Origin of the sequence: Persicitalea jodogahamensis (assembly GCF_014651615.1) — a bacterium.
Taxonomy (GTDB): Bacteria; Bacteroidota; Bacteroidia; order Cytophagales; family Spirosomataceae; genus Persicitalea; species Persicitalea jodogahamensis.
Genome location: NZ_BMXF01000001.1, coordinates 1336838 through 1362429, shown reverse-complemented (window position 1 = coordinate 1362429; position 25592 = coordinate 1336838). Strand labels below are relative to the sequence as shown.

Genomic DNA, 25592 nt, shown 5'->3' with positions numbered 1-25592 from the left:
TTCTGTTGCCTTGTCGCTTCATTATATAACATAATCAAACTCTCTCCCGCAGGGCCAAACTTACCAGTTCAGCTGTGTTTTTCACTCTTGCTTTACGGATGATACTCGCCCGTTGGTTGGCAACGGTGTGCGGGCTGACGTCGAAGCGACGTGCAATATCCTTACTACTCATACCTTCGGTCAGGCATTGGAGGATTTGATGTTCCCGACTGGTAATCCGGTGCCATATCGAGGTAGGAGTGTTCGTGATAAGACCGTTATCGCTGCTTCGGTTGATGGACCGCTGCACTACCAGATTCCTGATTATCACCGATGATGCATTGGGTGGGTAGTACAGATCGCCGCCGTTCACGGTTCTGATCGCTTTCAGGATTTCCTCCTGGCCAGTGTCTTTCAGGAGGTACCCTGCCGCTCCATTCTGCACGGCATTCAGGATATAGTCGGGATTATTGTGCATGCTGAATATCAAAATCCGCACCGTCGGATAAGAGCGGGTCGCCTCCCGGGTCACCTCGATACCCGACATACGCGGCATGGTTATATCCAGCAGAACCACATCCGGTAAGCGGATCGGAATCATATCAAGGGCCTCATCGCCGTCGGTAGCTTCACCTACGATTTCAATATCTTTTTCGTCTTCCAGCAAATTCAGTAGTCCTTTTCGAACCACCGAATGATCATCCACAACTAAAATACGTATCGGTTTGTCATTCAACATAGCTTTGATTCATAATGGATTATAAAAAAATCTTAACCTCGACTTTACTGCCTTTATTACCTCTTGAACTAATTTTCAAACTACCATTGAGCAGCCGTGCCCTTGTTCTCATGTTGCCAATACCGTTGTGCGTTAGAGAATAGGTTTCCGGCTTCGGAATGTCCGCAACTCTGAAACCTTTGCCGTTATCTTTTATGGATAAGCTTACTTCGGAGGCATTTTTCTTAAAAACCACATCGATCCGTTCGGCTTCCGAATACTTCACCGCATTGTTCAGTCCTTCCTGGGCAATGCGATACAGTCCGATCTCCTGCACGGGAGTCAACCGTGCGGGTTCTTTTGTCCCCTTAAACTCAACTACCATTCCTGACGATCTGGCGGTCTGCTCTGTCAGCAGTTTTAGTGCTGCTTCCAGCCCAAAGTCACCCAGCACAGAAGGCATCAGATTGAAAGCCACTTCACGGGTGTTTTGAATCGTTTCCTGCAACAAATCACGCAGGTCTTCCACACGCTGCCGCTGTTTTTCATTTGCCGCAGGCATTTGCCTGATTTTTTCAACGTGTAGTTTCAGGCCTGTCAACATCTGCCCGATTCCATCATGCAGTTCGCGGGCAAAGCGCCTCCGCTCCTCCTCCTGCCCTTCCAGCAATGCCGCCGAACGCACCGTTTCCTCGGCCAACTGCAACTCGTATTTCTCCTTTGTGGCCCGAACCAGCTTTTCCTGAGCACTTACCAATTGCTGGTTGGTTTCTTCCAGACGTTGGTTGATGTATTTCAGCTCTCCTTTTGATTCGGTCAATTGGCGAACTACCTGCTTGGTATGGCTCACCACAGGTCGAAATACAAACAGTCCTTCCAAAAACAGAACAACAAGCGTGGCCATGGTGAGCAACCATTCCACACGCTCGAGGTATTGCACCCGTTCCAGGCTTTCGGCGTCGAAGCGGAAGACGATGGCGTCCATCTGCCGCAGGAATATTGGCTCTTTCGCCAAAACCACACGCAACGCTTCCTTCTTTGTGTCAGCTGAAGGCTTTTCCGAGGCGATGACTTTTAGATGTCCGTACATGGATTCAAAAACGGGCTGCACTTTCGCGAACATACTGTCTAACAACAGACTTTTTCGCACTACATATTCCTTCTCCATCTGTAACCTTCCCTCTCGTAACTGTTCCTGGCTCTCGCGCCACAGCGTCAACGACTGATCGAAGTCACCAGGATCAGCATAGGGTATTCCCTGAGTGCGCAGCACCGCCAGCTTGGTCAGCCGCTGGCTGAGCATTCGCTGTCTTCCTGCTACATTCACCACCCGTCCATCGTCATCAAGTTCACGAAGCGTTCTTTCTACAAAGAGCAACTCACTGATGGTCAATACAGCCACCAGCAACAACGCCAGTACATAGTACTGCGTAAGCCGCTGCGCTACCTGATGGTCGAGGGGATTCATAGTCCGTTACAATGCCACATACACGAGGCCGTTTTCCACCTTTACGGCATAGGTGTTTATCCCGTACTCCTCATCGCTCAGGCATTTTCCCGTTTGCAGTGAAAACGTTTTTTTGTGAAAAGGACAGGCTACCTTCGGCTCCCCCCCCTGACTGCCGATCATACCACGCGACAGAGCCATTTGCTGACGGTGCGGGCATTCGTTATCAGTAGCGTACCATTCAACCCGGCGGGCAAAATTAAAAATCGCAACCTGCCGGCCTTCGATCAGCGCGCAAACGCCGCCGTCCTCGGGGACATCCGAGGCCTGGCAGGCCAGGTGCCAGGTAAGGGTATCGTTTTGTTCTATAGTGAGATTCATATTCTTAAGTATTTAAAGTTTAAAACCGGACGACGTTGCACTTCAAAGTTCAGGAGTTCAGTAGTGAGCAAAACTTATCAGCCCCTGGACTCGTGAACCTTAAACTCTGTTACGCCCATTCCTTAGCCCTCTTCTGCCCGCGCAACTCCTCGAAGGCGATCGTGGGGTCTTTTTTTGCCGGAGCGTTCACGAAATGGGTGAATTGCTTACGGAGTTCGGGAGTTTCAACCACTTTTTTCCACTCGCACTCATATACATTAATCAAGGCCTGTATCTCGCGTTCCAATTCTTCGGCGATACCCAATACATCGCCTACCACCACGGCTTTGAGGTAGGTGATGCCCCCCTCCATTTTGTTGAGCCAGGGCGCGGTGCGCATCAGGGGCTCGGCTGTTTTGATATAAAACATGAGGAAACGGTCGATCAGCTTGATGCAGGTTTCGTCGTCCACGTCCGTAGCGAGCAATTGAGCGTGCTGCGGCTTGGTACCTCCATTGCCGCAGACGTACAAGTTCCAGCCTTTTTCGGTGGCAATGATGCCGAAGTCTTTACTCTGGGCCTCGGCGCACTCGCGGGTGCAGCCCGATACGGCAGATTTCAGCTTATGCGGAGAGCGGAGTCCCTTGTAGCGGTTCTCCACGCGGACGGCAAAACTCACGGCATCCTGTACGCCGTACCGGCACCAGGTAGTACCCACGCAGCTTTTCACCGTCCGGAGGGCTTTGCCATAGGCGTGGCCGCTCTCAAAACCCGCTGCAATCAACTCCTCCCAAATGGCGGGTAAATCGCCCAGGTGCGCCCCAAACATATCGATTCGTTGCCCCCCCGTGATTTTCGTATATAGTCCGTACTTCTGAGCCACGGCACCGATCACGATCAGCTTCTCAGGGGTGATTTCGCCGCCCGGAATCCGGGGAACTACCGAGTAGGTACCGCCTTTTTGCAGGTTGGCCAGGAAGCGGTCGTTAGAATCTTGCACCGGAGCGCGGCCTTTTTCCAGAACGTTCTCGTTCCACAGGCTAGCCAGCAATGAAGCCACCACGGGCTTGCAGGTTTCACATCCATCCCCCGTGCCGAACTTATCCAGCACGGTGTTGTAAGTGCGCAGGTCATTCATCTTGACCAAGTCAAGTAATTCCTGTCTGCTGTAGTCAAAGTGTTCGCAGATAATATTCCGCACATAAAGGCCCTGAGCCTTCATCACACCCTGAATCAAGTCCTTCACCAAAGGTGTGCAGCCGCCGCAACCCGTACAGGCTTTGGTTGATTTTTTCAGGGTCTCGATGGTCGTCTGACCATTGACTTCTACTTCGTGGCAGAGCATTTGTTTCGTAATCGCCTCGCAAGAGCATATGAGAGCCTCATCGGGCAGGCTCATTACGCCCGCTCCGGCTTCTTCACCGCCACGCAAACCCAGGATGAGGTCTTCGGCATCGGGCGGCAGGATTGTTTTGTTCTTACAGGCTTGGAGCAGCATATTGTACTGCTCCGCGTCGCCGATCAGTATGCCACCCAGCAGATGCTTGCCATCTTCGGAAATATTGATGCGTTTATACACGCCTTTCGCCTTATTTTCGTAGCGAATGGTGCGACAAGCGGGTTCTTCAATGAATGGATCGCCAAAACTAGCCACATCCACGCCAATCAGTTTCAGCTTGGTGGACATATCGTAGGGTTTGAAATCCTTTTCGCCGCCCATTAGCTGAGTCACGACCACATCGGCCATTTCGTAGCCGGGTGCCACCAATCCGTAAATCATATGGTGGGCCAGGGCGCATTCGCCGATGGCGTAGATGGCCGGGTCGGTAGTTTGCAGCCGCTCATTGACTACGATACCACCGCGCGGGTGGGTTTCAAGTCCGGCGTGCCTGGCGAGCTCGTCGCGCGGCCGAATGCCCGCCGATATCACAAGCATATCCACGTCGAGTTTTTCGCCGTCTTCAAATTGTAGCCCGTCGATACAGTCTTCGCCCGTGATCTCGCGCGTACTTTTAGAAAGATGCACATGCAGCCCCAGTTCTTCGAGTTGATTTTTCAGCAAATCGGAACCCGCCGCGTCGATCTGCCTGGGCATTAGCCGCGGGGCAAACTCGACTACGTGGGCTTCGAACATCCCTAAATCGAGCAAAGCCTTCGCCGCTTCCAACCCCAGCAATCCGCCGCCGATCACAGCACCTTTCCTGGCTCGTTTGGCGTACAAATCCATCATCTCCAGATCCTCGATGGTACGATAAACGAACACCCCTTCTTTCTCCACACCTGAAATGGGCGGGACGAAGGCGCCGGAGCCTGTTGCCAATACCAGATAGTCATAATCAACTACGTGGCCGTGATGTGAGCGGACGGTCCTGGCTTCGCGGTCTATAGCTACTACCGGGTCGGATAAATAAAGTGAAATTGCATTTTCCTCATACCAGCTTACGGGAGCCAGCAGGAGGTCGTCTGCAGATTTCCCCTCGAAGTAAGAACTCAGATGTACGCGATCGTAAGCCGCACGGGGTTCTTCCCCGAAAACCGTGACCTGATAGTCGAAGTGACTTTCGGCTTGGGATTCTATTCGGCTTAAAAGTTTCTCGCAAAACTTGTAGCCTACCATGCCGTTGCCTACCACGACTATGCGCTTTGTTTTGTTTGTGTTCATAGTTAATACTAACTAGTTTATTTGTAAAACCCTGTATTTTATTTGTACTTTTTAAAGAAACCCCCGTTTCTATGCTTAAAAAGTACAGATCAAAATTAAGAGGTCATTTTATGAAATCCTAACTTTTTATTTCCTAACTGATTATTATTTCGATCTTTTTTTTGGAGAAATCGTTGTTTTTAAAAATTAATGACCTAAATTTGATTCATCATTTATGGTAATTATAATTAACTATTGATAGTACAATTCTAATATCTGAACACTCTTTCACCATAATATTATGAAACCGAAGCTGACACTCGTGGGGGCGGGACCGGGCGACGAAGAACTGATCACCTTAAAAGGCATCAGAACGCTCGAAAAAGCCGACGTAGTTTTATACGATGACCTGGCCAACCGCCGACTTCTGGACTACTGCCCATCGCGTACTTTGAAGATGTATGTGGGCAAACGTGCCGGACGAAGTTCGTTCCGGCAGGAGGAAATTAACGCGCTTATCGTGCGGCTTGCCCGTAAAAGAGGGCACGTGGTGCGGCTCAAAGGCGGCGACCCGTTCGTATTCGGGCGGGGTCACGAAGAAATCGAATTTGCGCAGGCGCGGGGCATCACTTGTGAAGTGGTGCCGGGTGTCACAAGTTGCGTGGCGGTTCCCGCTTCGCAGGGCATTCCGGTCACCCGGCGGGGTATCAGTGAGAGTTTCTGGGTCATCACTGCCACTACGCGTTCGGGCGCACTGTCCAACGACCTTCACCTGGCCGCGCAGTCGAACGCCACGGTGGTAGTACTGATGGGAATGAAAAAGTTAAGCGAGATCTGCGACCTGTATTCACGAATCGGGCGGGGCGACCTGCCGATGGCCGTAATACAAAACGGTACGCGCACCAACGAAACGTGCGTGGTGGGCCGGGTGTGGGATATGCCGCATCTGGTAGAAGAATTTCGACAGCAAAAGCAGGAGGTGGGGGCTTCTTGCGACGATTCCAGGCCGGCCGACACCGGAATGGAGAACCCCGGGGTGGACGCTCCGGCGGTGTTGGTAATCGGGGAGGTAGTTGCGGTGCATCCGGCATATGTACGGGCGCAATTGCAAAACCTCTCTATATTATCTGACCCGGTCATGGCCTAACAAAAAGGCCGATCAGGTATGGGGGTACCTTTTGATCGGCCTATACAGGGTTTGTCTATGTTTAACACAAACAATTCAAAGAAAATGAAAAAAATCCGATAACCCAAAATCACTTCCGTTTGCTTCGGACTGCCGCGAGTCCCTGAAAGCCCGATCTGCTTTTACGATAGTCTTCGGTATGAAGACTTTACAGGAATTTTACGCGCCTTACTTTTCATTTTTTTGAATAAATACTTCATGAAAAAATTTATAAAGACGCTTGGCCTGTTCGTGGCCTTGCTGGGGATAATGCCCGCGCGGGTCAAAGCCCAAATGGTATTATCAGGGCAGGTGCGCACCCGTACCGAACTTCGCGATGGCTTTGCCCGCCCACTCACCGAATCGCAGGATGCAGCTCTTTTCACCTCTCAGCGTACGCGGCTCAATGTGGATTACGAGAAAGACCGCATCAAGTTTTTCGTGACCGTGCAGGATGTACGGGTCTGGGGACAGGATGCATCTACCAATAACGGCGTCACCAACCCTACCCTTGACGGCCTGATGGTGCATCAGGCCTGGGCCGAAATTGGTCTGCTCGATACGGCGAATACCACCACCGGCCGTAACCTTTCGCTCAAAATAGGGCGGCAGGAACTACTCTACGACGACAGCCGCTTGCTGGGTAACCTTGACTGGCTGCAACAGGCCCGCCGCCACGATGCCGTCGTTTTAAAGTACGAACGGAACGGTTTTTCCGCCCACCTGGGTGCTGCGTATAACCAGAACCGTGAGTCGCTGACCGGGCAGATTTACAATGGAGTTCCGACGGGCTATGCGGCTGGTACGAACGGAATCGGTACGTCTTACAAATCGCTGCAATTTCTGCATCTGGGCAAAAAACTGAAACAGGGAATGGCGTCTTTCCTGATTGTGAAGGACGATTTCAATCGATACTCGCCCGACAGCCTTGGTGCCAAAGTGTGGCAAAAGGGTACTTGGAACCGGGTGACACTGGGGCCTTATGTAAGTACCAAAATTGGTAAAAACCTTTCCCTGGCGGCAAGCGCCTATCTCCAAACCGGAAAGAATAAGGATGGCAATGTCCTCAATGCTTCCACGGCTTCGGTAAGTGCCATTTATGAAGTAAGCCGGAACTTCGCGTTCGGGCCCGGCGCAGACTACCTTTCAGGCAATGCCCCAGGTGACAGTCGCTCCCACCGCTTTGACCCACTCTATGGAACACCGCACAAGTTTTGGGGACAAATGGACTACTTCTACGTAGCCGACGGCTTTGGGCCGGGCGGGCTGCTGAACTACTACCTGAAATCGGCCTTTACGCTCACTCCAAAGCTCAGCGGCACGGCGGACTACCACGTTTTTCAAAGTCCCAACGAAATACAGGTAGGCGACAAGTCGCTCGCCAGCAAATCGTTCGGCAGCGAGTTTGACCTCATTCTGAATTACAAAATGATGCCCGACGTGGCGATTCAGCTCGGCTACGCGCACTATTTCAGCCGCCCCACGCTGGCCGCCGTCAAGGGCGTAGCTAACGCCCGCGAAGGTGCCAACTGGGCTTACCTAATGATCAACATCACGCCGCAGTTTTTGACGAAGTAGTTTCGTCACCAAACGGTCGGCTCCTTCGGAGGAAAAATTATGCGCAAATAATATTTCCATTAACCGTCGACCGCGTGGGCGGACCTGCGGCATGAACCCAGGCAGTTCGATTACAACAAATTCCTACGGAATCCACTATTCACTCATTCAAAATCAAAATTGACATGGAGCCTCTAAAAAAACTTAATGTATTCAGCTTCAAAGGTGTGCAGATGCGCACGTTTCACCTTTCCTGGATGGCCTTTTTCATGTGCTTCTTTGGCTGGTTCGGCCTGGCACCCCTGATGAAAGTGATCAAGGACGACCTTGGCCTGGACAAAGAGCAAATTGGCAACATCATCATTGCCTCCGTGGCGGCCACGGTGATTGCACGCGTGCTGATCGGCCGGATTTGCGATACCTGGGGGCCCCGCAAAACCTATACGGCACTGCTGACGATTTGTGCCATTCCCGTCATGGCGGTGGGCTTGTCCTACAATTACGAGACGTTTCTGCTATTTCGCCTGGCGATCGGCGTCATCGGGGCATCTTTCGTCATCACGCAGTACCACACTTCGGTAATGTTCGATAAGAAGATCGTCGGCACGGCCAATGCCGTGACAGGCGGCTGGGGTAATTTGGGCGGTGGCGTCACCAACATGGTGATGCCGTTGGTTTTCGCCGGATTCATCGGTCTGGGCTACCTGCCAAGTGCGGCCTGGCGGCTGGCGATGATCGTGCCGGGGGTACTTTTACTCATCATTGCGGCGCTATACTGGTTTCACACCAAAGATACTCCCGCTGGCAACTTTGACGAACTGCCCGACCGCGTTGTGAACAAAAAAGAAAGCTCCCTTGGCGAGGCCGCAAAGGACTACCGTACCTGGATTCTCTTCCTCGCCTACGGTGCCTGCTTCGGCATCGAGGTCACCTTCGACAATGTGGCGGCCTTGTATTTTGCCGAAAAATACGGCACAAGCCTCACAATGGCTGGTATTCTGGCGGGTTCTTTCGGTTTCATGAATCTTTTCGCCCGCGCCATGGGAGGGTATGTGGCCGATAAAGTCGGCAATCGCTTCGGTATGTCCGGCAAGGGCCTTCTGCTGGCCGGACTGTTGGTGTTGGAAGGGCTGGGAATCGTTTATTTCGGCTTGACCGACAACCTTACGTTGGCGATTATCGCCATGATTACCTTCGCCATGTTCCTTAAAATGGCCAATGGTACTACCTACGCGATGGTTCCCTTCATCAATCGCAAGGCGCTGGGTTCGGTCAGCGGCATTGTCGGCGCGGGTGGTAATGTCGGGGCAGTCATGGCTGGTTTTCTGTTCAAGTCGCCTTCCATCACTTACTCACAAGCATTTATGTACATCGGTATTGCCGTAGCAGTGGTCGGCGGTGTGGTGGCCCTCACTCGCTTCTCACTTCGCAATGTTCCCGTGAGCGAAGGCGAACTCGTAGCCGCATGAAATTGAAGGAGGAGGAAAGAAAGAAAGCTGGCGCACGCTAACCTAACCCTTTCCTCCTTTCCTCCTTTCCTCCTTTCCTCCTAAATTTAAAAACTATGCATCAAGCAACCAACCGTCATAAAACGACCTGCTGCTACTGCGGGGTCGGCTGCGGCATTGTGGTGCAGCAGGAAAGCAACGGGCAACTGACGGTAGAAGGCGACAAAAGCCACCCGTCGAGCAGGGGAATGCTGTGTTCCAAGGGCATGAATCTGCACTATACCGTTATGGATCAAAGCGACCGCCTGCTGTATCCGCAAATGCGCATGAACCGTTCCATGCCCTTGCAGCGGGTAAGTTGGGATGCGGCCCTGGAACGCACGGCGGCAGTTTTTAAGACCTTGGTTGAGAAGCACGGCCCGGATTCGGTAGCCTTTTACGTATCGGGGCAATGCCTGACGGAGGAGTACTATCTGGTCAATAAATTAATCAAAGGCTTCATTGGCTCCAACAACATTGATACCAACTCACGGCTCTGCATGAGCTCGGCGGTGGTGGGATACAAACTTTCGCTGGGGGAGGATGCGGTGCCGGTCTGTTATGATGACATTGAGGAGGCGGACGTTTTCTTCGTGCAGGGCGCTAACCCTGCCTGGTGCCACCCGATCATCTGGCGACGGATTGAGGCACGGAAGGAAGCGAACCCAAATGTAAAGATCATTTCCGTGGACCCCCGCCTGACTGACACCGGACGGGCTTCGGATCTGCACCTGCCCATCCGACCCGGCACTGACATTACACTCAATTATGCCATCGGTCGGGTCTTGATTGAGGAAAAATATCTGGACGAAGAATTTATCATTGATCACACTGACGGCTTCACCGAGTACCGTGAGCAAGTCATGGCCCGGACGGTGGAAGAGGCAGCCGACCTTTGCGGAATAACCGCTGCCGACATCCGGCAAGCCGCCGAATGGATCGGACGTTCGAAAGGATTCCTGTCGCTCTGGACGATGGGCATGAACCAATCGGTGGTGGGCGTGAGCAAAAATCTTTCCCTCATCAATCTGCACCTCATCACGGGTCGCATAGGAACGCCCGGCAACGGGCCGTTTTCGCTCACCGGCCAACCCAACGCGATGGGCGGCCGCGAGGTGGGAGGCTTGGCCAATATTCTGCCCGCGCACCGTGACGTAACCAACGCCGCCCACCGCACCGAGATGGAGAAGTTTTGGCAAGGCCCCGTAAAAATCGCCGAGAAGCCTGGCCTGACGGCCACCGAAATGTTTCAGGCGATGGATGACGACAAGCTAAAAGCCATCTGGATCATCAACACCAACCCGCTGGTAAGTATGCCCGACGTAAATTCGGTGGAGCGTGCCCTGAAAAAAGGGCGGTTCGTGGTGGTGCAGGATGTTTCGAGTCGAGCTGACACCGTGGCGATGGCCGACGTGGTGCTGCCCGCCGCTGCATGGCTCGAAAAAGAAGGTACAATGACTAATGCCGAGCGGCGCATCACCTATCTACCCAAAATCCTTGAAGCCCCCGGCGAAGCCCTACCCGACGCAGAAATCATCTGGCGTTTCGCGCAAAAAATGGGTTTCGGAGATAGATTCAATTATAAAAACGCCGCCGAAGTGTACGATGAATACGTGCAAACGACTACCGATACCACCCTCGACATCACCGGACTGAGTCACGAAATCCTGCGCAGGCAGCGTAGCGTACAATGGCCGCAGCGCATGGATGCTGCCGTCGGAAAAGCCTCCGTTGCCACACCGCGCCTGTTTGCCGACCGTAAGTTTTTCACTCCTAATCAAAGAGCACAAATCCGTACCGCCCCCGATGGGAATGCCTCAGAACCGACGGATACCGATTTTCCGCTTGTGCTGACGACAGGCCGCGTCCGCGATCAATGGCATACCATGACCAAGACCGGTCGTGTGGCGAAATTGAATCAGCACATTCCCGAGCCCTTTCTGCAAATCAATCCTCAGGACGCTGCCGAACGCGATATTAACACCGGCCAGCTTGTAACTGTGCAGGGGCGACGCGGCGAAGTACGGGTAAAGGCGCAGCTTTCGGATGACGTACGACAGGGCGTGTGTTTCTTACCAATGCATTGGGGCAAAATTCTGCATAGTACTTTGGGCAGAACCAACAATCTGACCAACAGTCTGGTAGATCCACGCTCAAAGGAGCCGGACTACAAATTTACCGCCGTGCAGGTGGAGCTTTACCAAAAACCAGTTGAAAAAATCATCGTTATCGGCGCGGGTTCGGCAGGTTTAGGTTTTGTCAATGCCCATCGGACCCTTAACTGCCAGGATGAGATTACGGTCTTTTCTCAGGAAATTTACCCCTTTTACAACCGTGTGCTGTTGCCTGACTACATCAGCGGGTCGCAAAGTTGGGAGCAACTCGTGAAGCTGCGCGAAGCCCAGTTTGCCGAGAAAAACATCGCCGTTCATAAAGGAGTGGGAATTGCACGTATCGATCGGGAAAACAAAACCGTGACCGATACCCAAGGCTTGGCGCACAGCTACGATAGGTTGATCCTGGCTACCGGAAGCCGGGCATTCATGCCCGATGGCGTCCCCCAACTACCGGGTATTTTCAATATGCGCTCGCGGCTGGATGCCGACGCGCTGCTTCCTTGTCTCGAGTACCCCGATCCGCATGCCGTGATCGTGGGGGGAGGTTTGCTGGGTCTGGAGCTGGCGGCTTCGTTGCGGGAAATGAATGTTCGGGTGTCCATCGTGCAACGCGGCGGACGTTTCATGGAGCGGCAACTCGACCCGCTGGCGGGTGAACTGCTTTACCAGGAAATTCGCGACCGGGGCATCGAGGTGTACTTCAACGACGAGGTGCAGACTTACCACGGCAAGGGTACTTTGCAAGCCGTCCGTCTGAAATCGGGCCGTCAATTGGAGTGTCAGGTGGCCGTTTTGACCATAGGTACTACGCCGAATATCGAACTGGCCCGCGCCGCCGGACTGGAATGCAAGCGGGGCGTGGTGGTCAACGACTACCTGCAAACCTCCGATCCCCATATTTTTGCGGCGGGTGAAATCGCCCAATGGCGCGGACAGATGTGGGGTATCACGCTGGCCGCCGAGCAGCAGGCGGAAGCAATCGCCACCTACCTCAACGGCAATGTGACACAACCGTATACGGGCAGTCTCTCCATGAATATTCTGAAAATGGAAGGACTCCACCTATGCAGCATTGGCCTGGCCGAAAGTCCGGAGAATGACCCCACCTACGAGGAAATAATCTTCATTGACAAAGCCAAACGATACTATAAGAAATGCATCGTCCACCGGGATAAGCTGGTAGGGGCCATTTTGATCGGCGATAAAAATGAATTCAACGAATTCCGTGACCTGATTTCCCGTGGCACCGAACTATCCGAAAAGCGGCTGGAATTGCTGCGCTCAAACTCCAAAGCCGAGGCGCTGGAAGGAAAACTGGTGTGTTCGTGCAATACGGTTGGCCGGGGTAACATTGAAAAAGCCATTCAGGGCGGCTGCACCGATTTCAAGCAACTTTGCCAGAAGACGGGAGCAGGTACAGGCTGCGGCTCCTGCCGGCCCGAAGTCAGATCCATTTTGGAAGAAGCAGTCAGCCAGACTCAGGTTGCTTTCGCCCACTAATCGCGTCATCCCTCTCCCCCAACTTGCCACTCAAAAAAATGCACGATATTCAGACTATCAAGATCAATCTCCCCGGCGGCATCGTGTCGCCCGGAAGCTTGCGTGAAATTCTCACCGTGGCTCACAATGCCAAAGTCCGGCATGTGCATTTCGGGTCGCGCGGGCAATTGATTTTTCGAGTGAACGGCGAGAAGGTGCGCTTTCTGGAAAGGGATTTGAAAATAAAGCAGATTCGCTACGAGCTCAATGCGGACCAATATCCCAACATTGTCACTTCGTACTGCGCCGAGGAGGTCTTTCGAACCGGGCTTTGGCTCCACGAAAGTGAGTACCATACCGTCCTGGATGGCTTCGATTATGTCCCCAAACTTAAAATAAACATCTCCGATGCCAACCAGAGCTTCACGCCGTTTTTTACGGGGAACCTTAATTTCATCGCTTCGCCCGAGCCGCATTTCTGGTACCTATACGTGCGTCCTAAACAATCGAATGCTTTGTTTCGGTGGCGCGATCTGATCTATACCAATGACGTGGCCCGCATCGCCTACGCGCTGGAACAAGTGCTGCTGGATCCGCAAAGTACCGGTCAATCGGAGGCTGAACTCTACCGGGAAATTTCCAGAAACAATTCTTTTATCACTCAACCCGCCGTTCAGGAGGTCGAACTACCCGATTTCACGCTGCCTTACTACGAAGGTTTCAACCGATACGGACAGCGCTCGTGGCTGGGCCTGTACCGCCGCGATGAGCAGTTCCCCATTCCCTTTCTGCTCGATGTGTGCGAGCTTTGCCTGGAAACGCGCGTGGGGGAAATTTGCACTACCCCCTGGAAATCATTGATTGTCAAAGGGATTGAGGAAAAAGACCGTCCGGAATGGAGCCGCATTTTGAGTCGCCACAACATCAACGTCCGTCACGCTGCCAACGAACTCGCCTGGCAGACCGAAGATCACAATGCGGAAGGGGTGGATTTGAAAAAGTACATCCTCCGCTATTTCGAAAAGCACGACACGCGCACCTTTGGACTATGCTTCGGTGTACAGACGCGCGACAAGTCGGAGGTGTTTGGGTCCATTTTGATTCGTAAAAGACCCACTGTAAAACTCGGGAAGCTGGAATTACTACCCGTCTACGATCTGTATTTTACCGAAAACTACAACCCAAACAGCCGCAGGTACTTTCCTTATGAAAAAGGTTTAATGAAAAATCACCTGCCTAACCAGCTGGATCGGCTTTGTCGAAAATTCAATGCTTCACGCCAAACACCCAAGGCGGCACCAATTCAGGCAGCTGAAAAAACAGCTGATTGTGCCCAGCACGAGCAATACCAATGCCCGCATTGCTTCACAATCTATGATGAACGATACGGCGATGAGCGGGCGGAGATCGCACCCGGCCAATCCTTCGCATCGCTGCCCGACGAGTACCTCTGCCCGACCTGCGATGCGGCCAAGTCGGAATTTGTAAAGCAGGAAACCGGGGAAGTTATGGCCTGATTTCACTAAATTCGCCTTATTACCATGCATACCATACTTGTGAAACCCGTCTATTTTGATTTCGAGAATGATTTTGTGGATACGCTCCGCTGTATCCCCATGATCGTGCGCTACAAACTGGACACAGCGAACAAAAAGCTTCAGCTGGCCGAGTGGAGCCGCCTGACTTCCGACGAAAAGCAAACGTTGGCCGAACTACCCTGCGAGTCACCCGCCGAAGTTGAAGCGTACCGAAAGTACCTCGATGCGCGGGTTTGGGAGCGGAGCAAGAAGGCAGTGAAAGACCTGGGCGGCGTCGATGCCACTTGGGAAAACCTCGGCAAAGTACCTTTGGAGGTGATTGCGAAAGCACACGAATGGCACTGTACTCCACCTACTCTGTCGCAATGGATGGGCTTGGGTTTGCTGCAGCGCTTCGCCCTGGTAAAGTTGAGCCGTTCGGGACACGAAGGAGAGAATTTCCCGAAAGCCCTGGTGGAGTTCGGGATCGGGTGATTTCGCCAAGGCGCACAGAACACTCGTATAATTAGAGCCGGATGAACGGTCTGAGCCGAGGGTACTAAAAATCGTGTGGACTGTTGAAATTTCGGAAGCTCGTCTCATCCACGCTGACCAGATGCGCTGTTTTTGAAGAATTCAACAAGCGGGTAAGCCCATGTCCCGCCAAACGTCCTTTTTCTATTTTCACCCGAACAGCAGCCAACAGCTGCGCAGAAAATATTCCGGGAAACGGCTGTAATACTTTCTGATGTTCATATACCCAAGCCTCATACTCTGGGTTTTTGAGATAAAAAGCAATCAACGCTTCAGGTACTTCAACCGCCAGTTTCGGCATGTCGCAGGGAAGTACCAGCACGTCGCTCTGCGGATAGAGGCGGTGAAAACTCAGCAAACCTCTCAACGGCCCGCCTACAGGTAAAGGATGGTCGGCTATCAGCTCAAATTCGGAAAGTACCTCTGCAGAGTAAGCCGACTTCTGTTCTTCCCGAATCATTACGGCTACGGGCAAACCAATGTGTTGCAAAAGCTTCCCCGCCCGATTTACCCATGCTACCGAACCGGTTGAAATCAACCCTTTATCCTGTCCCATACGGCGGCTTTCGCCGCCGCTAAGTACCAGGCCGTGTAGTTTGTCCGGTGCCATTGCCTAGTTTTTTCTGCTTCGTCAACCGGAAGCAAAGGCATCCGGCAATTGATCATCAAATGCCCATCTGTGTCAGTGCGTCGGTGTCACTCTGTGGCTTTGCCGCTTTGGGACCTGGTAGCTTCTTTAATCAACACCTCCGTAATCCTATTTAGCTCCTGCACCTTATACTCGAAGTCGCCGCGCAATTGGTCCCGGACGGCTTTTAGCTGTTCCATGGCCGTTTCCAGGTCGTCGGGCAAGGCTTCGGTAAGTACCTCGCGAAGGCGTTTGGCAAGAGTGGGCGACATGCCGTTGGTGGAGATGGCTACCTTTAGATTCCCTTTTTTTACAATGGAAGAAAGATAAAAATCACATTCATCAGGCGTATCAGCCACGTTGCAGAGCAGATGCCGGGCGCGGGCCACGCGCTTAATGCGTTTGTTTTCCTCCCGGTTATTGGTCGCCACAATAACTAAATCCTTATGATCGAGGTCGGAATCCTCGAAAGGGCGAAAAACCAGATTGACGTTCGGCTTTTGGGCGGCAATGCCCCTAATCTCATCCCGGATTTCCGGGGCCACAAGCGTGATGGTGGCTTCTGGCGAATTACCAAGCACAGCCTCGATTTTTTCCAGCCCCACGTAGCCGCCCCCTACGATGAGCAAATGCAGGTCATCGTTGTCTAGTTTCAGAAAAATGGGAAACAGGTTATTCAAAATATGAGGATTTGTTTTTCGGGGGATATACTACCAAGAACTCAAATTTAACGGATTATAGCGGATTCGACCCATTCCCGGCTACCGAATTTCGCGCTTTCGCCGTACCTTTGCGGCATGATTGCGATAACAAACCTTAGCTACTACCTCGGCGACCGCGCGCTCTACGACGGCGCATCGCTGCATATTAAGCCCAAGCAAAAAATTGGCCTCATCGGTCTGAATGGCACCGGGAAATCCACCCTGCTGCGCATGATCGACGGTGAATACCAGCCGGACGAGGGGAGTATTTCCAAATCCGGCGACTGCACCATCGGTTTTTTGAACCAGGATTTGCTTTCTTACCAGAGCGACGAGTCCATTCTCTCGGTGGCCATGCAGGCATTTGAGCGACAGAACGAACTGCAGGCCCAGATCGATAAAGTGTTGCACGAGATGGAAACCAACTACCGCGACGAGTTGGTGGACAAGCTCGCCCGCGCTCAGGATGAATTCGAGGCGCTGGATGGCTATTCCATTCAGGCCAAGGCAGAGGCCATTTTGGAGGGATTGGGTTTCTCAACAGAAGATCTTTCCCAGCCTTTACGCCAATTTTCGGGAGGCTGGCGGATGCGGGTGATGCTCGCGAAGCTATTGCTGCAAAAGCCCGCCCTGCTCATGCTTGACGAGCCGACCAACCACCTGGACCTTCCCTCCATCCAGTGGGTAGAGAAGTATGTCCAAAACTACGAGGGTGCGGTGATCGTGGTTTCACACGACCGCGAATTCCTTGATAATGTAGTAGATACAATCGTAGAAGTCTCGGGCGGGAAGTTGAATCTCTATTCGGGCAACTACTCTTATTATGAGGAAGAGAAAGAGCTGCGCAACGAAATACAGCGCGGCGCTTACGAAAATCAGCAGGCGAAAATACGTCAGACCGAGCGCTTTATCGAACGGTTTAAGGCTAAAGCCACGAAGGCCCGGCAGGTGCAGAGCCGCGTGAAGGCACTTGACCGCATGGATGTCGTGGACGAGGTGATCGATGAAAATGCCAAGGTTCATTTTCGCTTCCAGTTCACTACTCAGCCGGGGCGCCACGTGTTTCAGCTGGAGGACGCCTCAAAGGCCTACGGCGAAAAGCTCATCCTCGACCACACCAATATCAGCATGGAGCGCGGCGACAAAATCGCGCTCATCGGAGCCAACGGGCGCGGCAAATCAACGGTGTTGCGTATCGTAGCGGGTACCGAAAAGCACAAAGGTGTCCGTCGGTTGGGCCATAATGTGTCGTTCACGTTCTACGCCCAGCACCAGCTGGAGTCACTGAATGTGGCGCACAACCTGATCGAAGAACTGAAGTACGCCAACCCCAATAAGACCGAGACCGAGCTACGGACGGTGCTGGGCTGCTTCCTGTTCACCAATGACGATGTGTTCAAGAAGATAAAAGTACTTTCCGGCGGCGAAAAGTCGCGGGTAGCCTTAGCCAAAGTGCTTTTATCCCAGGCTAATTTCCTGCTGCTTGACGAGCCGACCAACCACCTCGATATGCAGTCGGTGAATATTCTCATTCAGGCATTGCAGCAGTATGAAGGTAGTTATATCGTGGTGAGCCACGACCGCTATTTTGTCGAGAATATTGCCACTAAAATCTGGTATATCGAGGACCACCAAATCAAAGAATACCCCGGTACTTACGAAGAGTACGAGCTGTGGCTCGAAGAGCGTGGCCTTGAATCGGCGGTGAGCGACAAGGCGATCGTCAGCAGTGCCCCGCCTCCCAAAAGCACAGCCGCCCCGGCTCCTTCCAATGGCCAGAAAAAAGAACCGTCGCCCAAGCCGGAAAACCAGCGGGCTTTGAAACAAGCCCAAAAGCAGGTGGAAGAATTGGAAGCTACCATCACCGATCTGGAATCGCAGAAGAAAAAACTGGAAACCCAACTAGCCGATCCGGCTTCCTATTCGGAAAAGGACACGCTCGACGAGCTCAACGAGAAATACGCCAATACCCGCCAGAAAATCGCTGACGCGACTAAAGCATGGGAGGTAGCGATGCTGGAAGCGGAGGAGCTGGAGGGGTAAGGGGTTTCAGTTAATCCCACCCAAACCTTATGCCCTCGGTGTTATTGTATACGTCGTGTAACGAGAGTGTAAAATCTATACTTTTCAGTTCGAGGTTTGACTCGAGGTCGTTAGTCTCGATGGCTAGCAGCCACGTCCCTTCTTCTTTTCTCCACACCTCGGCTTTGACACGGCGAGAGTCGACCAAAACGTATTCCATGAGTGTGGGAATGCTCCGATACATTTCGAATTTATCGCCACGGTCGTAGCTTCCAGTACTCTTGGAAAGTACTTCAATAATGATTTTTGGGTTGAGTAGCGTGTCAGTTTCATCATCCAGGTATTCCTCCTGCCCGCACGCCACCAGCAAGTCCGGGTAAGTGTAAAGCCCATTGGCAGGAACGTGCACCCTCATGTCGCTGGGATAGAAATTACAGGGTTTAGCCAGTAAAAAATTATAGAACAGCCCGTTTAGATTTCCTACGATCCGGTTGTGATTGCGGCTGGCTCCGGCCATCGCGAATATTTCGCCTCGATAGTATTCGCTTTTGTATTCGGCCGCGCGTTCCAGTTGCAGGTATTCTTCGGGCGAGTACTTTTGCTTAGGTTGGGCGGTCATGGTCATGGCTTCTTTTTTTTCAAAAATAGCGATTTCCTGAGGCAATCCCGATAAATCCACTGACAATTAGGCGATGCTGGTATACTTTTCGTTTGTTTTGGAAAAACCGATTCGTTCCTATCTCTTCAAAATATGCGTCACTACTGCCTGCCAATACTGCTCCTGCTCATCTATTCTTTTCCAGAAACCTTTGCTCAACCGCGGGCAGAAGATGTTCGACTGGAAGACTATATCTATCAGGAAAATATAAAAACCGTGCTGCTCTACCCCGCCGCTTATAATCCCGACGATCCCCGGCGGTTGATTGGCCCGGCGGTGATTCCGCTCGATGGCGACCGGCCGCTCACGCTGGAATTCGACGATATGACTGCCGACTACCGTGGCTTCCGCGCCAAGCTGATTCACTGCAATGCCGATTGGAACAAATCTGCGCTGAACGATATTGAGTTTACCTATGAGTACAACGACTACCCTATCACGGAATTCAAGCAGTCGTTCAGCACCAAAGTCCCCTACTACCACTATCGTTTTCAGATCCCGCGCCTGAAAGTCTCGGGCAACTATGTGCTGGTGGTGTACTCCGAGCGGCAACGGCGGGTAGTTTTCACGCGGCGGTTCATGGTCTATGAAAACAAAGTACGCATTGCGGCGCAGGCGCGCTTCTCGCAAGGTATCCGCGAGCAGCGCACCGATCAGCAAATCGATTTCAGCCTTGATTACAAAGGGTATCAGGTAGTGGCGCCGCAGAGCGATCTGAAGGTCGTGATGCGGCAAAATTTCCGTTGGGACAAGGCCAAGAGCGATTTCAAACCCACCAATGTGCGCCCCTTCGATTCGGTTCTGGAGTATCAGTTTTTCAACCTGGAAAATACTTTCCCCGGAGGCAACGAATTCCGCTACTTCGACAGCCGGACGCTGTCGGCGCGGGGCTACGGCGTATACGAACTGGAAAGGCTCAGCGAGTTCACCCGTCTGGTACTTTCGCCCGATAAGCCCAGAGCCTTCGGAGCCTATATTCAAATGGACGATCTAAACGGCCAGTACATCGTGGATCAGCGCGAGTCGGGCATGGGCAGCGACGAGGCTGACTATACGCCGGTTGTTTTTACATTGAAGATGCCTGAGATAGCCGGTGCGTCAGTGTATGTGAACGGAAGCTTTAACCTGTGGCTGCTCAACGAACTCAACCGCATGACTTACAACGTCGATCTTCAGGCTTACCAGGCGGTAATTTTACTCAAACAGGGCGTAATCAATTACGACTACACCGCAGTTCAGGGCGATGCCAATAAGTCAGACGAGGCTGTGATAGAAGGGAATTTCGCAGCGACAGAAAACGATTATGACATTCTGGTGTACAACCGCCCGCCCGCTGCCCGCGCCGATAAGTTGGTCGGCTACCGGACGGTAGAGTGGAACCGGCGCCGTTGATTTTGCGGGATTTTTGACTTAAATTGTCTTAAGCCAAACCTAAAACAGTGATATCCATGTCTCACCGTCCGGAAAGTTTTAATATCTCGCCCGATCTGCTGGTCACCCGCCGCGAAACCGAGATTATCGATCTGCTGGTCGACCATAAAGAAATGCCCGAGGATTTTGACAAAGACCACGTCCGCAGTTTTTTCAACGGCAACGATTTTCACCTGGTGATCTATTTTCACCAGGAGGAAGATCGCGGATTTCAGATGTTCGTCGTGAATGACTTCTCAGTCCACGTCGATGAGCTGCACTTACTACGTGAATTGTTTGTGCAGCTCATCAAGCAGGGTTACAGCCCGGCGACGTTGAGCAAAGCTCATTATCGCGTAGACGACCTCATCCATATGGCCCGTACCCTGCGAGCGGTGATGCATGGGCCCGGTTCTCTCCCCAACGACCATTTTCCGCCGGGATCATTCCTGAACTCCTGACCAATACAATAGCCTGTCGGGAAAATATCCAGGCAGGCCATGCAGCTGTAATCTATTTTATTTCAGCCTGATGGAGCGTTGCTCAGGCCCTGTGCTTGCTAAGAGAAAACGCAAATTTCCGTGGTCAGACGTTGAAGCGGAAGTGCATCACGTCGCCATCCTGCACCACATACTCTTTTCCTTCCACAGCCATTTTTCCTACTTCCTTCACACCCGCTTCGGTTTTGTATTGCTGGTAATCGGGAATCTTGATCACCTCGGCCCGAATAAAGCCCTTCTCGAAGTCGGAGTGAATGACGCCCGCTGCCTGTGGTGCCTTCCAGCCGCGCCGGATAGTCCAGGCCCGCACTTCTTTTACTCCCGCTGTGAAGTAAGTGATCAGGTCCAGTAACGAGTATGAAGCTCTTATGAGCCGATCCAGTCCGGCTTCCTTCAATCCATACTCCGTCAGAAACATTTCGTGCTCCTCGGGATCTTCTATTTCGGCAATCTGGGATTCAATGGCGGCGCAAAGTACCACGACTTCGGCGTTCTCGTCCTTAACTGCCTCACGGAGCTTTTCGGAATATTCATTGCCAGAGAGCATCGACTCCTCATTGACATTGGCAACGTACAGCACGGGCTTTACGGTGAGCAATTGAAGGTCGCCAATGGCGCTTTCCCTTTCTTCTTTTGTATAAGCCAGCGTCCGGGCACTGCGTCCTGCTTCCAGAGCGGCTTTGTAATCTTGCAGGATTTGCAGCTCGGCTTTGGCTTTGGCGTCGCCGGTACGAACGGCTTTTTCGACTTTCTGAATCTTCTTGTTGACCGATTCAAGGTCTTTGAGCTGCAATTCGATGTCTATAATTTCCTTATCAAACACCGGATCGACCCTGCCCTCGACGTGAACGACATTCTCGTCCTCGAAGCAGCGGATGACGTGTACAATGGCATCCACTTCGCGGATATTGGCCAAAAACTTATTGCCCAGCCCTGCTCCCTGACTTGCCCCTTTCACCAGCCCAGCAATATCCACGAACTCGATGATCGTCGGCAATACCTTCTGGGGCTTAACCAATCCGGTCAGCACTTCCAGTCGCTCGTCGGGGACAGTAACGACCCCTACATTGGGTTCAATAGTACAGAATGGGTAGTTGGCTGCTTCGGCCTTACCCGTCGATATGGCGTTAAAAAGTGTGGATTTCCCGACGTTGGGCAATCCGACAATTCCGCATTGTAAACTCATTTATTCAGTGGATAATTGACAATGGATGATGGGTAATTAATATTCTTTCTGTAAGTATCTATGCACCAAATACCTAAGCTTGATATCAATTAAACCGCAAAAGTACAGATTACCTGCCTAAAAACTAAATAGCCTTCGGAATGAATCCCGAAGGCCGGTAAAGTACATCGTATAAGAAGGAATCTCAGAAGCGCAATTCCGGGCAAAGGTCACCCTCAACTCAAACAACTATTCCCATTTCAAATCTGACCCTTCGCCTAATTTAAAATCGGTTTTGTCGGCCTGGCCATTAAGCTCCTCCTCCTTTGGTTCGTATTGAGTGAAGTCAACATCGGGCAGGAGTTCCTCCTTTACATGATCGACCGTATCCTGCAAGGCTTCGATAAATTTATCGAAATCCTCTTTGTACAGAAACAGTTTGTGTTTTTCGTAGCTGAACCCTTCTCCATCGGTGTGGCGGCGGCTTTCGGTGATTGTGAGGTAGTAATCGTTAGCGCGGGTGGCCCGGACATCAAAAAAGTACGTGCGTTTCCCGGCCCTGACCCGGTTGGAGTAGATCTGCTCTCTGTCTTCCACTATTTAGTAGTTAAAAGTTAAATCGAACGCTAAAATAGAAAGTTTATTGCTCTGAACAAACATTCCAGCCAGTCGTAACGCGCTTGAACCCCCTAAAATATAACATTACTACTAATTAATTATACTAATTAAATGACTTGTATTTGTACTAATAATCATTCCGTTACCTTTGTCGAAAATTACCAGTAGCGGCTCGTTTCCCTTCCGATTCAATTAAGATAATGAAGCGGGCCAGATGTTTCATCTAAAACCTTTGGTATGAATTTACAAGCGTTCTACATTTTCCTGATGGTCAGCCTGTCCGACCCCTCCCCCCAAATGCAGGAGTACATGGGAAAAATCGAAACCGGGATGGCCTCCTACTACTCTCCCAAGTTCAACGGCCGTCAAACCTCCTACGGTGAACTGTTCAGCAACAAAGAATTAACCGCCGCCCACCCCACCCTTCCCTACAATACCTTAATTGAGGTTACAAACCTCAAAAACAACCGCAAGGTCAATGTCCGCGTGACTGACCGGGGACCATTCTCCAAAACTCGAATAATCGACATTAGTAAATCTGCCGCCCACCAGATAGGGATGATCCAGAGCGGCATAGCCAAAGTGCGTCTGAAAGTCATCGGGGCCGATGGTTTGGTGATGAATCTTCCCAAAAAACGGCTCCTGCGCAAAAACTTGCCCACCGATTATCAGGCGCGCGAAACGCTGGTAGCCGAAGAGGACGAAGGTTTCCTGTACTGAGCATCACTTACCGATTTGCTTCGTATATTCGTGGGAGTTAGATTTTGATAAAAAAAGCAATGAACAAACGCCCACTGGATTTAGCGAAGGTAAGAGAGTTCGGGAATCTGGAATTTCTGGCCCGGCAGATGGTCGAAGGCTTCATCACGGGGTTGCACAAATCCCCGTTTCACGGCTTTTCCGTAGAGTTTGCCGAGCACCGGCTGTATAATACGGGTGAAAGTACCCGCCATATGGATTGGAAGGTATTTGCCAAGACCGACCGCCTCTTCGTAAAACGTTACGAGGAAGAAACCAACCTGCGCTGCCATTTGCTGCTCGATACGTCGTCCTCGATGTACTACCCCGAGGAAAACTACGGCAAAATCACGTTCAGTATTATGGCGGCAGCCTGTTTGGCGCACCTGCTGCAACGCCAGAAGGACGCCGTGAGCCTGACGACTTTTTCGGAAGAAATCGAAACGCAGACGCAGGTAAAATCCACGCCCTCGCACATCCACAAAATTCTGCTGGAACTGGAAGGACTACTCCAAAAGCCACGCCCGCTGCGCAAAACTTCGGTGGCCGATGTCATTCACCTGATTGCCCAGAAAATTCACAAGCGTTCGCTGGTGGTACTTTTCAGCGATATGTTCGAGGATCTGGAGCATAGCGAAGAGCTTTTCTCGGCCCTGCAGCACCTGCGCCATAATATGCACGAAGTACTTCTCTTCCACGTCACCGACCGCCGCACGGAGGAAGAGTTTGCCTTTGAGGATCGACCCTACGAGTTTGTGGACCTGGAATCGGGCGAGCGCGTGAAGGTGCAGCCGCACCAGGTACGCGATCAGTACCAAGAGTTTGTCAAGAAATTCTACCAGGATCTAAAGCTCAAATGCGGGCAATACAAAATCGACTTCATCGAGGCCGATATCGCGCAGGGCTTCGATCCGATTTTGACGGCTTATCTGGTGAAGCATTCGAAAATGAGATGAGTTTGGACCAGTAGTTTTTTAACACCCACTAAAAATAAATACGCCGAAAAGCGTTACTAAATAGCCGGGAAAGGCCCATAGCAGATTACTCACAACGATGGCAATGATAAGCCGTTTCGATGATTCAGACACCTGCTCACTGTAACGGTAGGTTTCCAGGGCCGCGGTCAGCAGAAGTATGGCGTAGATGAACATACTTGATCGTTCAATGCCTTCTCCATGACTTCCACCAAAGGAAAAGTTGAGCGAAACGAGAAAACAGATGGCAAAAATACCGTTCAATATTAAAAAATCCTTATAAATACGCCCGAAGCGACGCCTAACGATCAATAGAAGTGGCAATCCTTTGATAATATAGGTAAATAGGAAAATAACTAAAAGCAGCCGAATCCACCTCATTATTTTGTATGAGTAGTCGCGGCTAACTTTCAAATCTTCCGGGCTCATCACCAACGAGAAAGCGGAGCATCGCCCACCATAACTTAACGGCCCGGTATCGAATTCGCGATAATCAGTTTGGATAATGATTTTTTGGTAGGCCTTGAACATACTATTTGGCCCTCCTGCCATGATCATTCCTCGCGAAAACTCCCCTATAGTCCTCAGTGTATCAAAAGTCGCAAAGGAAGAATCATCGGATTGGAGGACAAGCAGCGAAAGTATACGGCCGTCGGTGCGATTCGCAATTGTGAAATGAATTTTGGCAATAGCAGGTGTGAACGCCAAGCCTTCCGCTATCGGCAGAAGGAGTAGACAGCACGCCGGTAGCAGAAATCTGAATCTCATCCATTCAATAGCAAAAACATTGACATTTCATTTCTGCACTTCCCGGATTCAGCACAAAAACGTTTTCCTGGGAATTTACGGCGTACTTCAAAGTTAGCGTCGTATCATTCGGAGCCAGATTACCCGTTATTTCTATTGGTATATCCGTATAGCCTGCTCCGGTGAAGGAATGATAACTACCCTTTACTTTGAAAGTACGCTTTTTATTGGTTTCAATGGCTGGCAGCAAAACGTACTCGCAGCACACACCCGTCAGGCGGTACGCACCTTCGAAAGGGGCCAACTCGACGCAGTCAGAAGACCAGACTTCCGCCGGAAGGGGATCTTTGGACTTGCAACCTAAAATTAAGATGCATAGTGAACAGAGAAAGAAGGGCAGTTTTTTCATTCAATTTTCGCTTTTTAAGTA

At 51.6% G+C, this 25592-nt stretch carries 22 protein-coding genes; 11 read left to right on the top strand and 11 right to left on the bottom strand.

Going from position 1 to position 25592, the window contains the following annotated elements:
* Window positions 1-34 precede the first annotated feature (34 nt).
* From IE117_RS05560 to nirB, 4 genes are all read right to left on the bottom strand, one after another.
* Complete coding sequence (locus IE117_RS05560) at window positions 35-718, bottom strand: response regulator transcription factor (protein WP_189563322.1); 684 nt, start codon at window positions 716-718, stop codon at window positions 35-37.
* Between the two features lie 19 nt (window positions 719-737).
* Complete coding sequence (locus IE117_RS05555) at window positions 738-2165, bottom strand: ATP-binding protein (protein WP_189563321.1); 1428 nt, start codon at window positions 2163-2165, stop codon at window positions 738-740.
* 6 nt (window positions 2166-2171) lie between these two features.
* Window positions 2172-2525 (bottom strand): nitrite reductase small subunit NirD, encoded by a 354-nt coding sequence (gene nirD / locus IE117_RS05550; protein WP_189563320.1) that lies wholly within the window; start codon window positions 2523-2525, stop codon window positions 2172-2174.
* Window positions 2526-2634: 109 nt separating this feature from the next.
* Window positions 2635-5166, bottom strand: a complete 2532-nt coding sequence (gene nirB, locus IE117_RS05545) for a nitrite reductase large subunit NirB (RefSeq protein ID WP_189563319.1) — start codon at window positions 5164-5166, stop codon at window positions 2635-2637.
* Between the two features lie 280 nt (window positions 5167-5446).
* Between nirB and cobA the strand changes: the two genes are divergently transcribed.
* From cobA to IE117_RS05515, 6 genes are all read left to right on the top strand, one after another.
* Window positions 5447-6292, top strand: coding sequence for a uroporphyrinogen-III C-methyltransferase (gene cobA, locus IE117_RS05540; RefSeq protein ID WP_189563318.1), 846 nt, complete (start codon window positions 5447-5449; stop codon window positions 6290-6292).
* 237 nt (window positions 6293-6529) lie between these two features.
* Window positions 6530-7888 (top strand): alginate export family protein, encoded by a 1359-nt coding sequence (locus IE117_RS05535; RefSeq protein WP_189563317.1) that lies wholly within the window; start codon window positions 6530-6532, stop codon window positions 7886-7888.
* A gap of 164 nt (window positions 7889-8052) precedes the next feature.
* The gene (locus tag IE117_RS05530; RefSeq protein ID WP_189563316.1) at window positions 8053-9336 is read left to right on the top strand and encodes a NarK family nitrate/nitrite MFS transporter; all 1284 of its coding nucleotides are present in this window, start codon (window positions 8053-8055) and stop codon (window positions 9334-9336) included.
* A 95-nt stretch (window positions 9337-9431) separates the two neighbouring features.
* Window positions 9432-12971, top strand: coding sequence for a nitrate reductase (locus IE117_RS05525; RefSeq protein WP_189563315.1), 3540 nt, complete (start codon window positions 9432-9434; stop codon window positions 12969-12971).
* Between the two features lie 38 nt (window positions 12972-13009).
* Window positions 13010-14467, top strand: a complete 1458-nt coding sequence (locus tag IE117_RS05520) for a rubredoxin (protein WP_189563314.1) — start codon at window positions 13010-13012, stop codon at window positions 14465-14467.
* A gap of 24 nt (window positions 14468-14491) precedes the next feature.
* Window positions 14492-14962, top strand: coding sequence for a nitrate reductase associated protein (locus IE117_RS05515; protein WP_189563313.1), 471 nt, complete (start codon window positions 14492-14494; stop codon window positions 14960-14962).
* 64 nt (window positions 14963-15026) lie between these two features.
* Here the strand turns inward: IE117_RS05515 and IE117_RS05510 are convergent, their stop codons facing one another.
* Together IE117_RS05510 and IE117_RS05505 are read right to left on the bottom strand one after the other, a co-directional pair.
* Window positions 15027-15611 (bottom strand): molybdenum cofactor guanylyltransferase, encoded by a 585-nt coding sequence (locus IE117_RS05510; RefSeq protein WP_189563312.1) that lies wholly within the window; start codon window positions 15609-15611, stop codon window positions 15027-15029.
* 86 nt (window positions 15612-15697) lie between these two features.
* Window positions 15698-16309, bottom strand: a complete 612-nt coding sequence (locus tag IE117_RS05505) for a precorrin-2 dehydrogenase/sirohydrochlorin ferrochelatase family protein (RefSeq protein ID WP_189563311.1) — start codon at window positions 16307-16309, stop codon at window positions 15698-15700.
* A 117-nt stretch (window positions 16310-16426) separates the two neighbouring features.
* Between IE117_RS05505 and IE117_RS05500 the strand changes: the two genes are divergently transcribed.
* Window positions 16427-18373 (top strand): ABC-F family ATP-binding cassette domain-containing protein, encoded by a 1947-nt coding sequence (locus tag IE117_RS05500; RefSeq protein ID WP_189563310.1) that lies wholly within the window; start codon window positions 16427-16429, stop codon window positions 18371-18373.
* A 10-nt stretch (window positions 18374-18383) separates the two neighbouring features.
* On the opposite strand, the gene IE117_RS05495 is transcribed toward IE117_RS05500, so the two are convergent.
* Entirely contained in the window at window positions 18384-18977 is a 594-nt protein-coding gene (locus IE117_RS05495) for a Uma2 family endonuclease (RefSeq protein ID WP_229580361.1), read from the bottom strand.
* A 126-nt stretch (window positions 18978-19103) separates the two neighbouring features.
* On the opposite strand from IE117_RS05495, the gene IE117_RS05490 reads away from it, so the two are divergent.
* Together IE117_RS05490 and IE117_RS05485 are read left to right on the top strand one after the other, a co-directional pair.
* On the top strand, window positions 19104-20402 hold the full coding sequence (locus tag IE117_RS05490) for a type IX secretion system plug protein (RefSeq protein ID WP_189563309.1): 1299 nt from the start codon (window positions 19104-19106) through the stop codon (window positions 20400-20402).
* Window positions 20403-20458: 56 nt separating this feature from the next.
* A complete protein-coding gene (locus tag IE117_RS05485) occupies window positions 20459-20881 on the top strand; it encodes a hypothetical protein (protein ID WP_189563308.1) in 423 nt (140 codons plus the stop codon).
* Between the two features lie 124 nt (window positions 20882-21005).
* Here the strand turns inward: IE117_RS05485 and ychF are convergent, their stop codons facing one another.
* Together ychF and IE117_RS05475 are read right to left on the bottom strand one after the other, a co-directional pair.
* A complete protein-coding gene (gene ychF, locus IE117_RS05480) occupies window positions 21006-22106 on the bottom strand; it encodes a redox-regulated ATPase YchF (protein ID WP_189563307.1) in 1101 nt (366 codons plus the stop codon).
* A 228-nt stretch (window positions 22107-22334) separates the two neighbouring features.
* Window positions 22335-22685, bottom strand: a complete 351-nt coding sequence (locus IE117_RS05475; protein WP_374757961.1) for a DUF3276 family protein — start codon at window positions 22683-22685, stop codon at window positions 22335-22337.
* Between the two features lie 255 nt (window positions 22686-22940).
* Here IE117_RS05475 and IE117_RS05470 point away from each other — a divergent pair, with 255 nt between their 5' ends.
* Both IE117_RS05470 and IE117_RS05465 read left to right on the top strand, forming a co-directional pair.
* Complete coding sequence (locus IE117_RS05470) at window positions 22941-23423, top strand: septal ring lytic transglycosylase RlpA family protein (protein WP_189563305.1); 483 nt, start codon at window positions 22941-22943, stop codon at window positions 23421-23423.
* A 59-nt stretch (window positions 23424-23482) separates the two neighbouring features.
* The gene (locus IE117_RS05465) at window positions 23483-24397 is read left to right on the top strand and encodes a DUF58 domain-containing protein (protein WP_189563304.1); all 915 of its coding nucleotides are present in this window, start codon (window positions 23483-23485) and stop codon (window positions 24395-24397) included.
* An 18-nt stretch (window positions 24398-24415) separates the two neighbouring features.
* Here the strand turns inward: IE117_RS05465 and IE117_RS05460 are convergent, their stop codons facing one another.
* On the bottom strand, window positions 24416-25183 hold the full coding sequence (locus IE117_RS05460) for a hypothetical protein (protein WP_229580359.1): 768 nt from the start codon (window positions 25181-25183) through the stop codon (window positions 24416-24418).
* A gap of 4 nt (window positions 25184-25187) precedes the next feature.
* Window positions 25188-25571, bottom strand: a complete 384-nt coding sequence (locus tag IE117_RS05455) for a hypothetical protein (protein ID WP_189563302.1) — start codon at window positions 25569-25571, stop codon at window positions 25188-25190.
* Window positions 25572-25592: the final 21 nt, after the last annotated feature.

What these genes read in the sequence shown, in the direction of transcription:
- IE117_RS05560 (WP_189563322.1), bottom strand. Translation starts at nt 718, where the DNA reads ATGTTGAATGACAAACCGATACGTATTTTAGTTGTGGATGATCATTCG.
- IE117_RS05555 (WP_189563321.1), bottom strand. Translation starts at nt 2,165, where the DNA reads ATGAATCCCCTCGACCATCAGGTAGCGCAGCGGCTTACGCAGTACTAT.
- nirD (WP_189563320.1), bottom strand. Translation starts at nt 2,525, where the DNA reads ATGAATCTCACTATAGAACAAAACGATACCCTTACCTGGCACCTGGCC.
- nirB (WP_189563319.1), bottom strand. Translation starts at nt 5,166, where the DNA reads ATGAACACAAACAAAACAAAGCGCATAGTCGTGGTAGGCAACGGCATG.
- cobA (WP_189563318.1), top strand. Translation starts at nt 5,447, where the DNA reads ATGAAACCGAAGCTGACACTCGTGGGGGCGGGACCGGGCGACGAAGAA.
- IE117_RS05535 (WP_189563317.1), top strand. Translation starts at nt 6,530, where the DNA reads ATGAAAAAATTTATAAAGACGCTTGGCCTGTTCGTGGCCTTGCTGGGG.
- IE117_RS05530 (WP_189563316.1), top strand. Translation starts at nt 8,053, where the DNA reads ATGGAGCCTCTAAAAAAACTTAATGTATTCAGCTTCAAAGGTGTGCAG.
- IE117_RS05525 (WP_189563315.1), top strand. Translation starts at nt 9,432, where the DNA reads ATGCATCAAGCAACCAACCGTCATAAAACGACCTGCTGCTACTGCGGG.
- IE117_RS05520 (WP_189563314.1), top strand. Translation starts at nt 13,010, where the DNA reads ATGCACGATATTCAGACTATCAAGATCAATCTCCCCGGCGGCATCGTG.
- IE117_RS05515 (WP_189563313.1), top strand. Translation starts at nt 14,492, where the DNA reads ATGCATACCATACTTGTGAAACCCGTCTATTTTGATTTCGAGAATGAT.
- IE117_RS05510 (WP_189563312.1), bottom strand. Translation starts at nt 15,611, where the DNA reads ATGGCACCGGACAAACTACACGGCCTGGTACTTAGCGGCGGCGAAAGC.
- IE117_RS05500 (WP_189563310.1), top strand. Translation starts at nt 16,427, where the DNA reads ATGATTGCGATAACAAACCTTAGCTACTACCTCGGCGACCGCGCGCTC.
- IE117_RS05495 (WP_229580361.1), bottom strand. Translation starts at nt 18,977, where the DNA reads ATGACCATGACCGCCCAACCTAAGCAAAAGTACTCGCCCGAAGAATAC.
- IE117_RS05490 (WP_189563309.1), top strand. Translation starts at nt 19,104, where the DNA reads ATGCGTCACTACTGCCTGCCAATACTGCTCCTGCTCATCTATTCTTTT.
- IE117_RS05485 (WP_189563308.1), top strand. Translation starts at nt 20,459, where the DNA reads ATGTCTCACCGTCCGGAAAGTTTTAATATCTCGCCCGATCTGCTGGTC.
- ychF (WP_189563307.1), bottom strand. Translation starts at nt 22,106, where the DNA reads ATGAGTTTACAATGCGGAATTGTCGGATTGCCCAACGTCGGGAAATCC.
- IE117_RS05470 (WP_189563305.1), top strand. Translation starts at nt 22,941, where the DNA reads ATGAATTTACAAGCGTTCTACATTTTCCTGATGGTCAGCCTGTCCGAC.
- IE117_RS05465 (WP_189563304.1), top strand. Translation starts at nt 23,483, where the DNA reads ATGAACAAACGCCCACTGGATTTAGCGAAGGTAAGAGAGTTCGGGAAT.
- IE117_RS05460 (WP_229580359.1), bottom strand. Translation starts at nt 25,183, where the DNA reads ATGAGATTCAGATTTCTGCTACCGGCGTGCTGTCTACTCCTTCTGCCG.
- IE117_RS05455 (WP_189563302.1), bottom strand. Translation starts at nt 25,571, where the DNA reads ATGAAAAAACTGCCCTTCTTTCTCTGTTCACTATGCATCTTAATTTTA.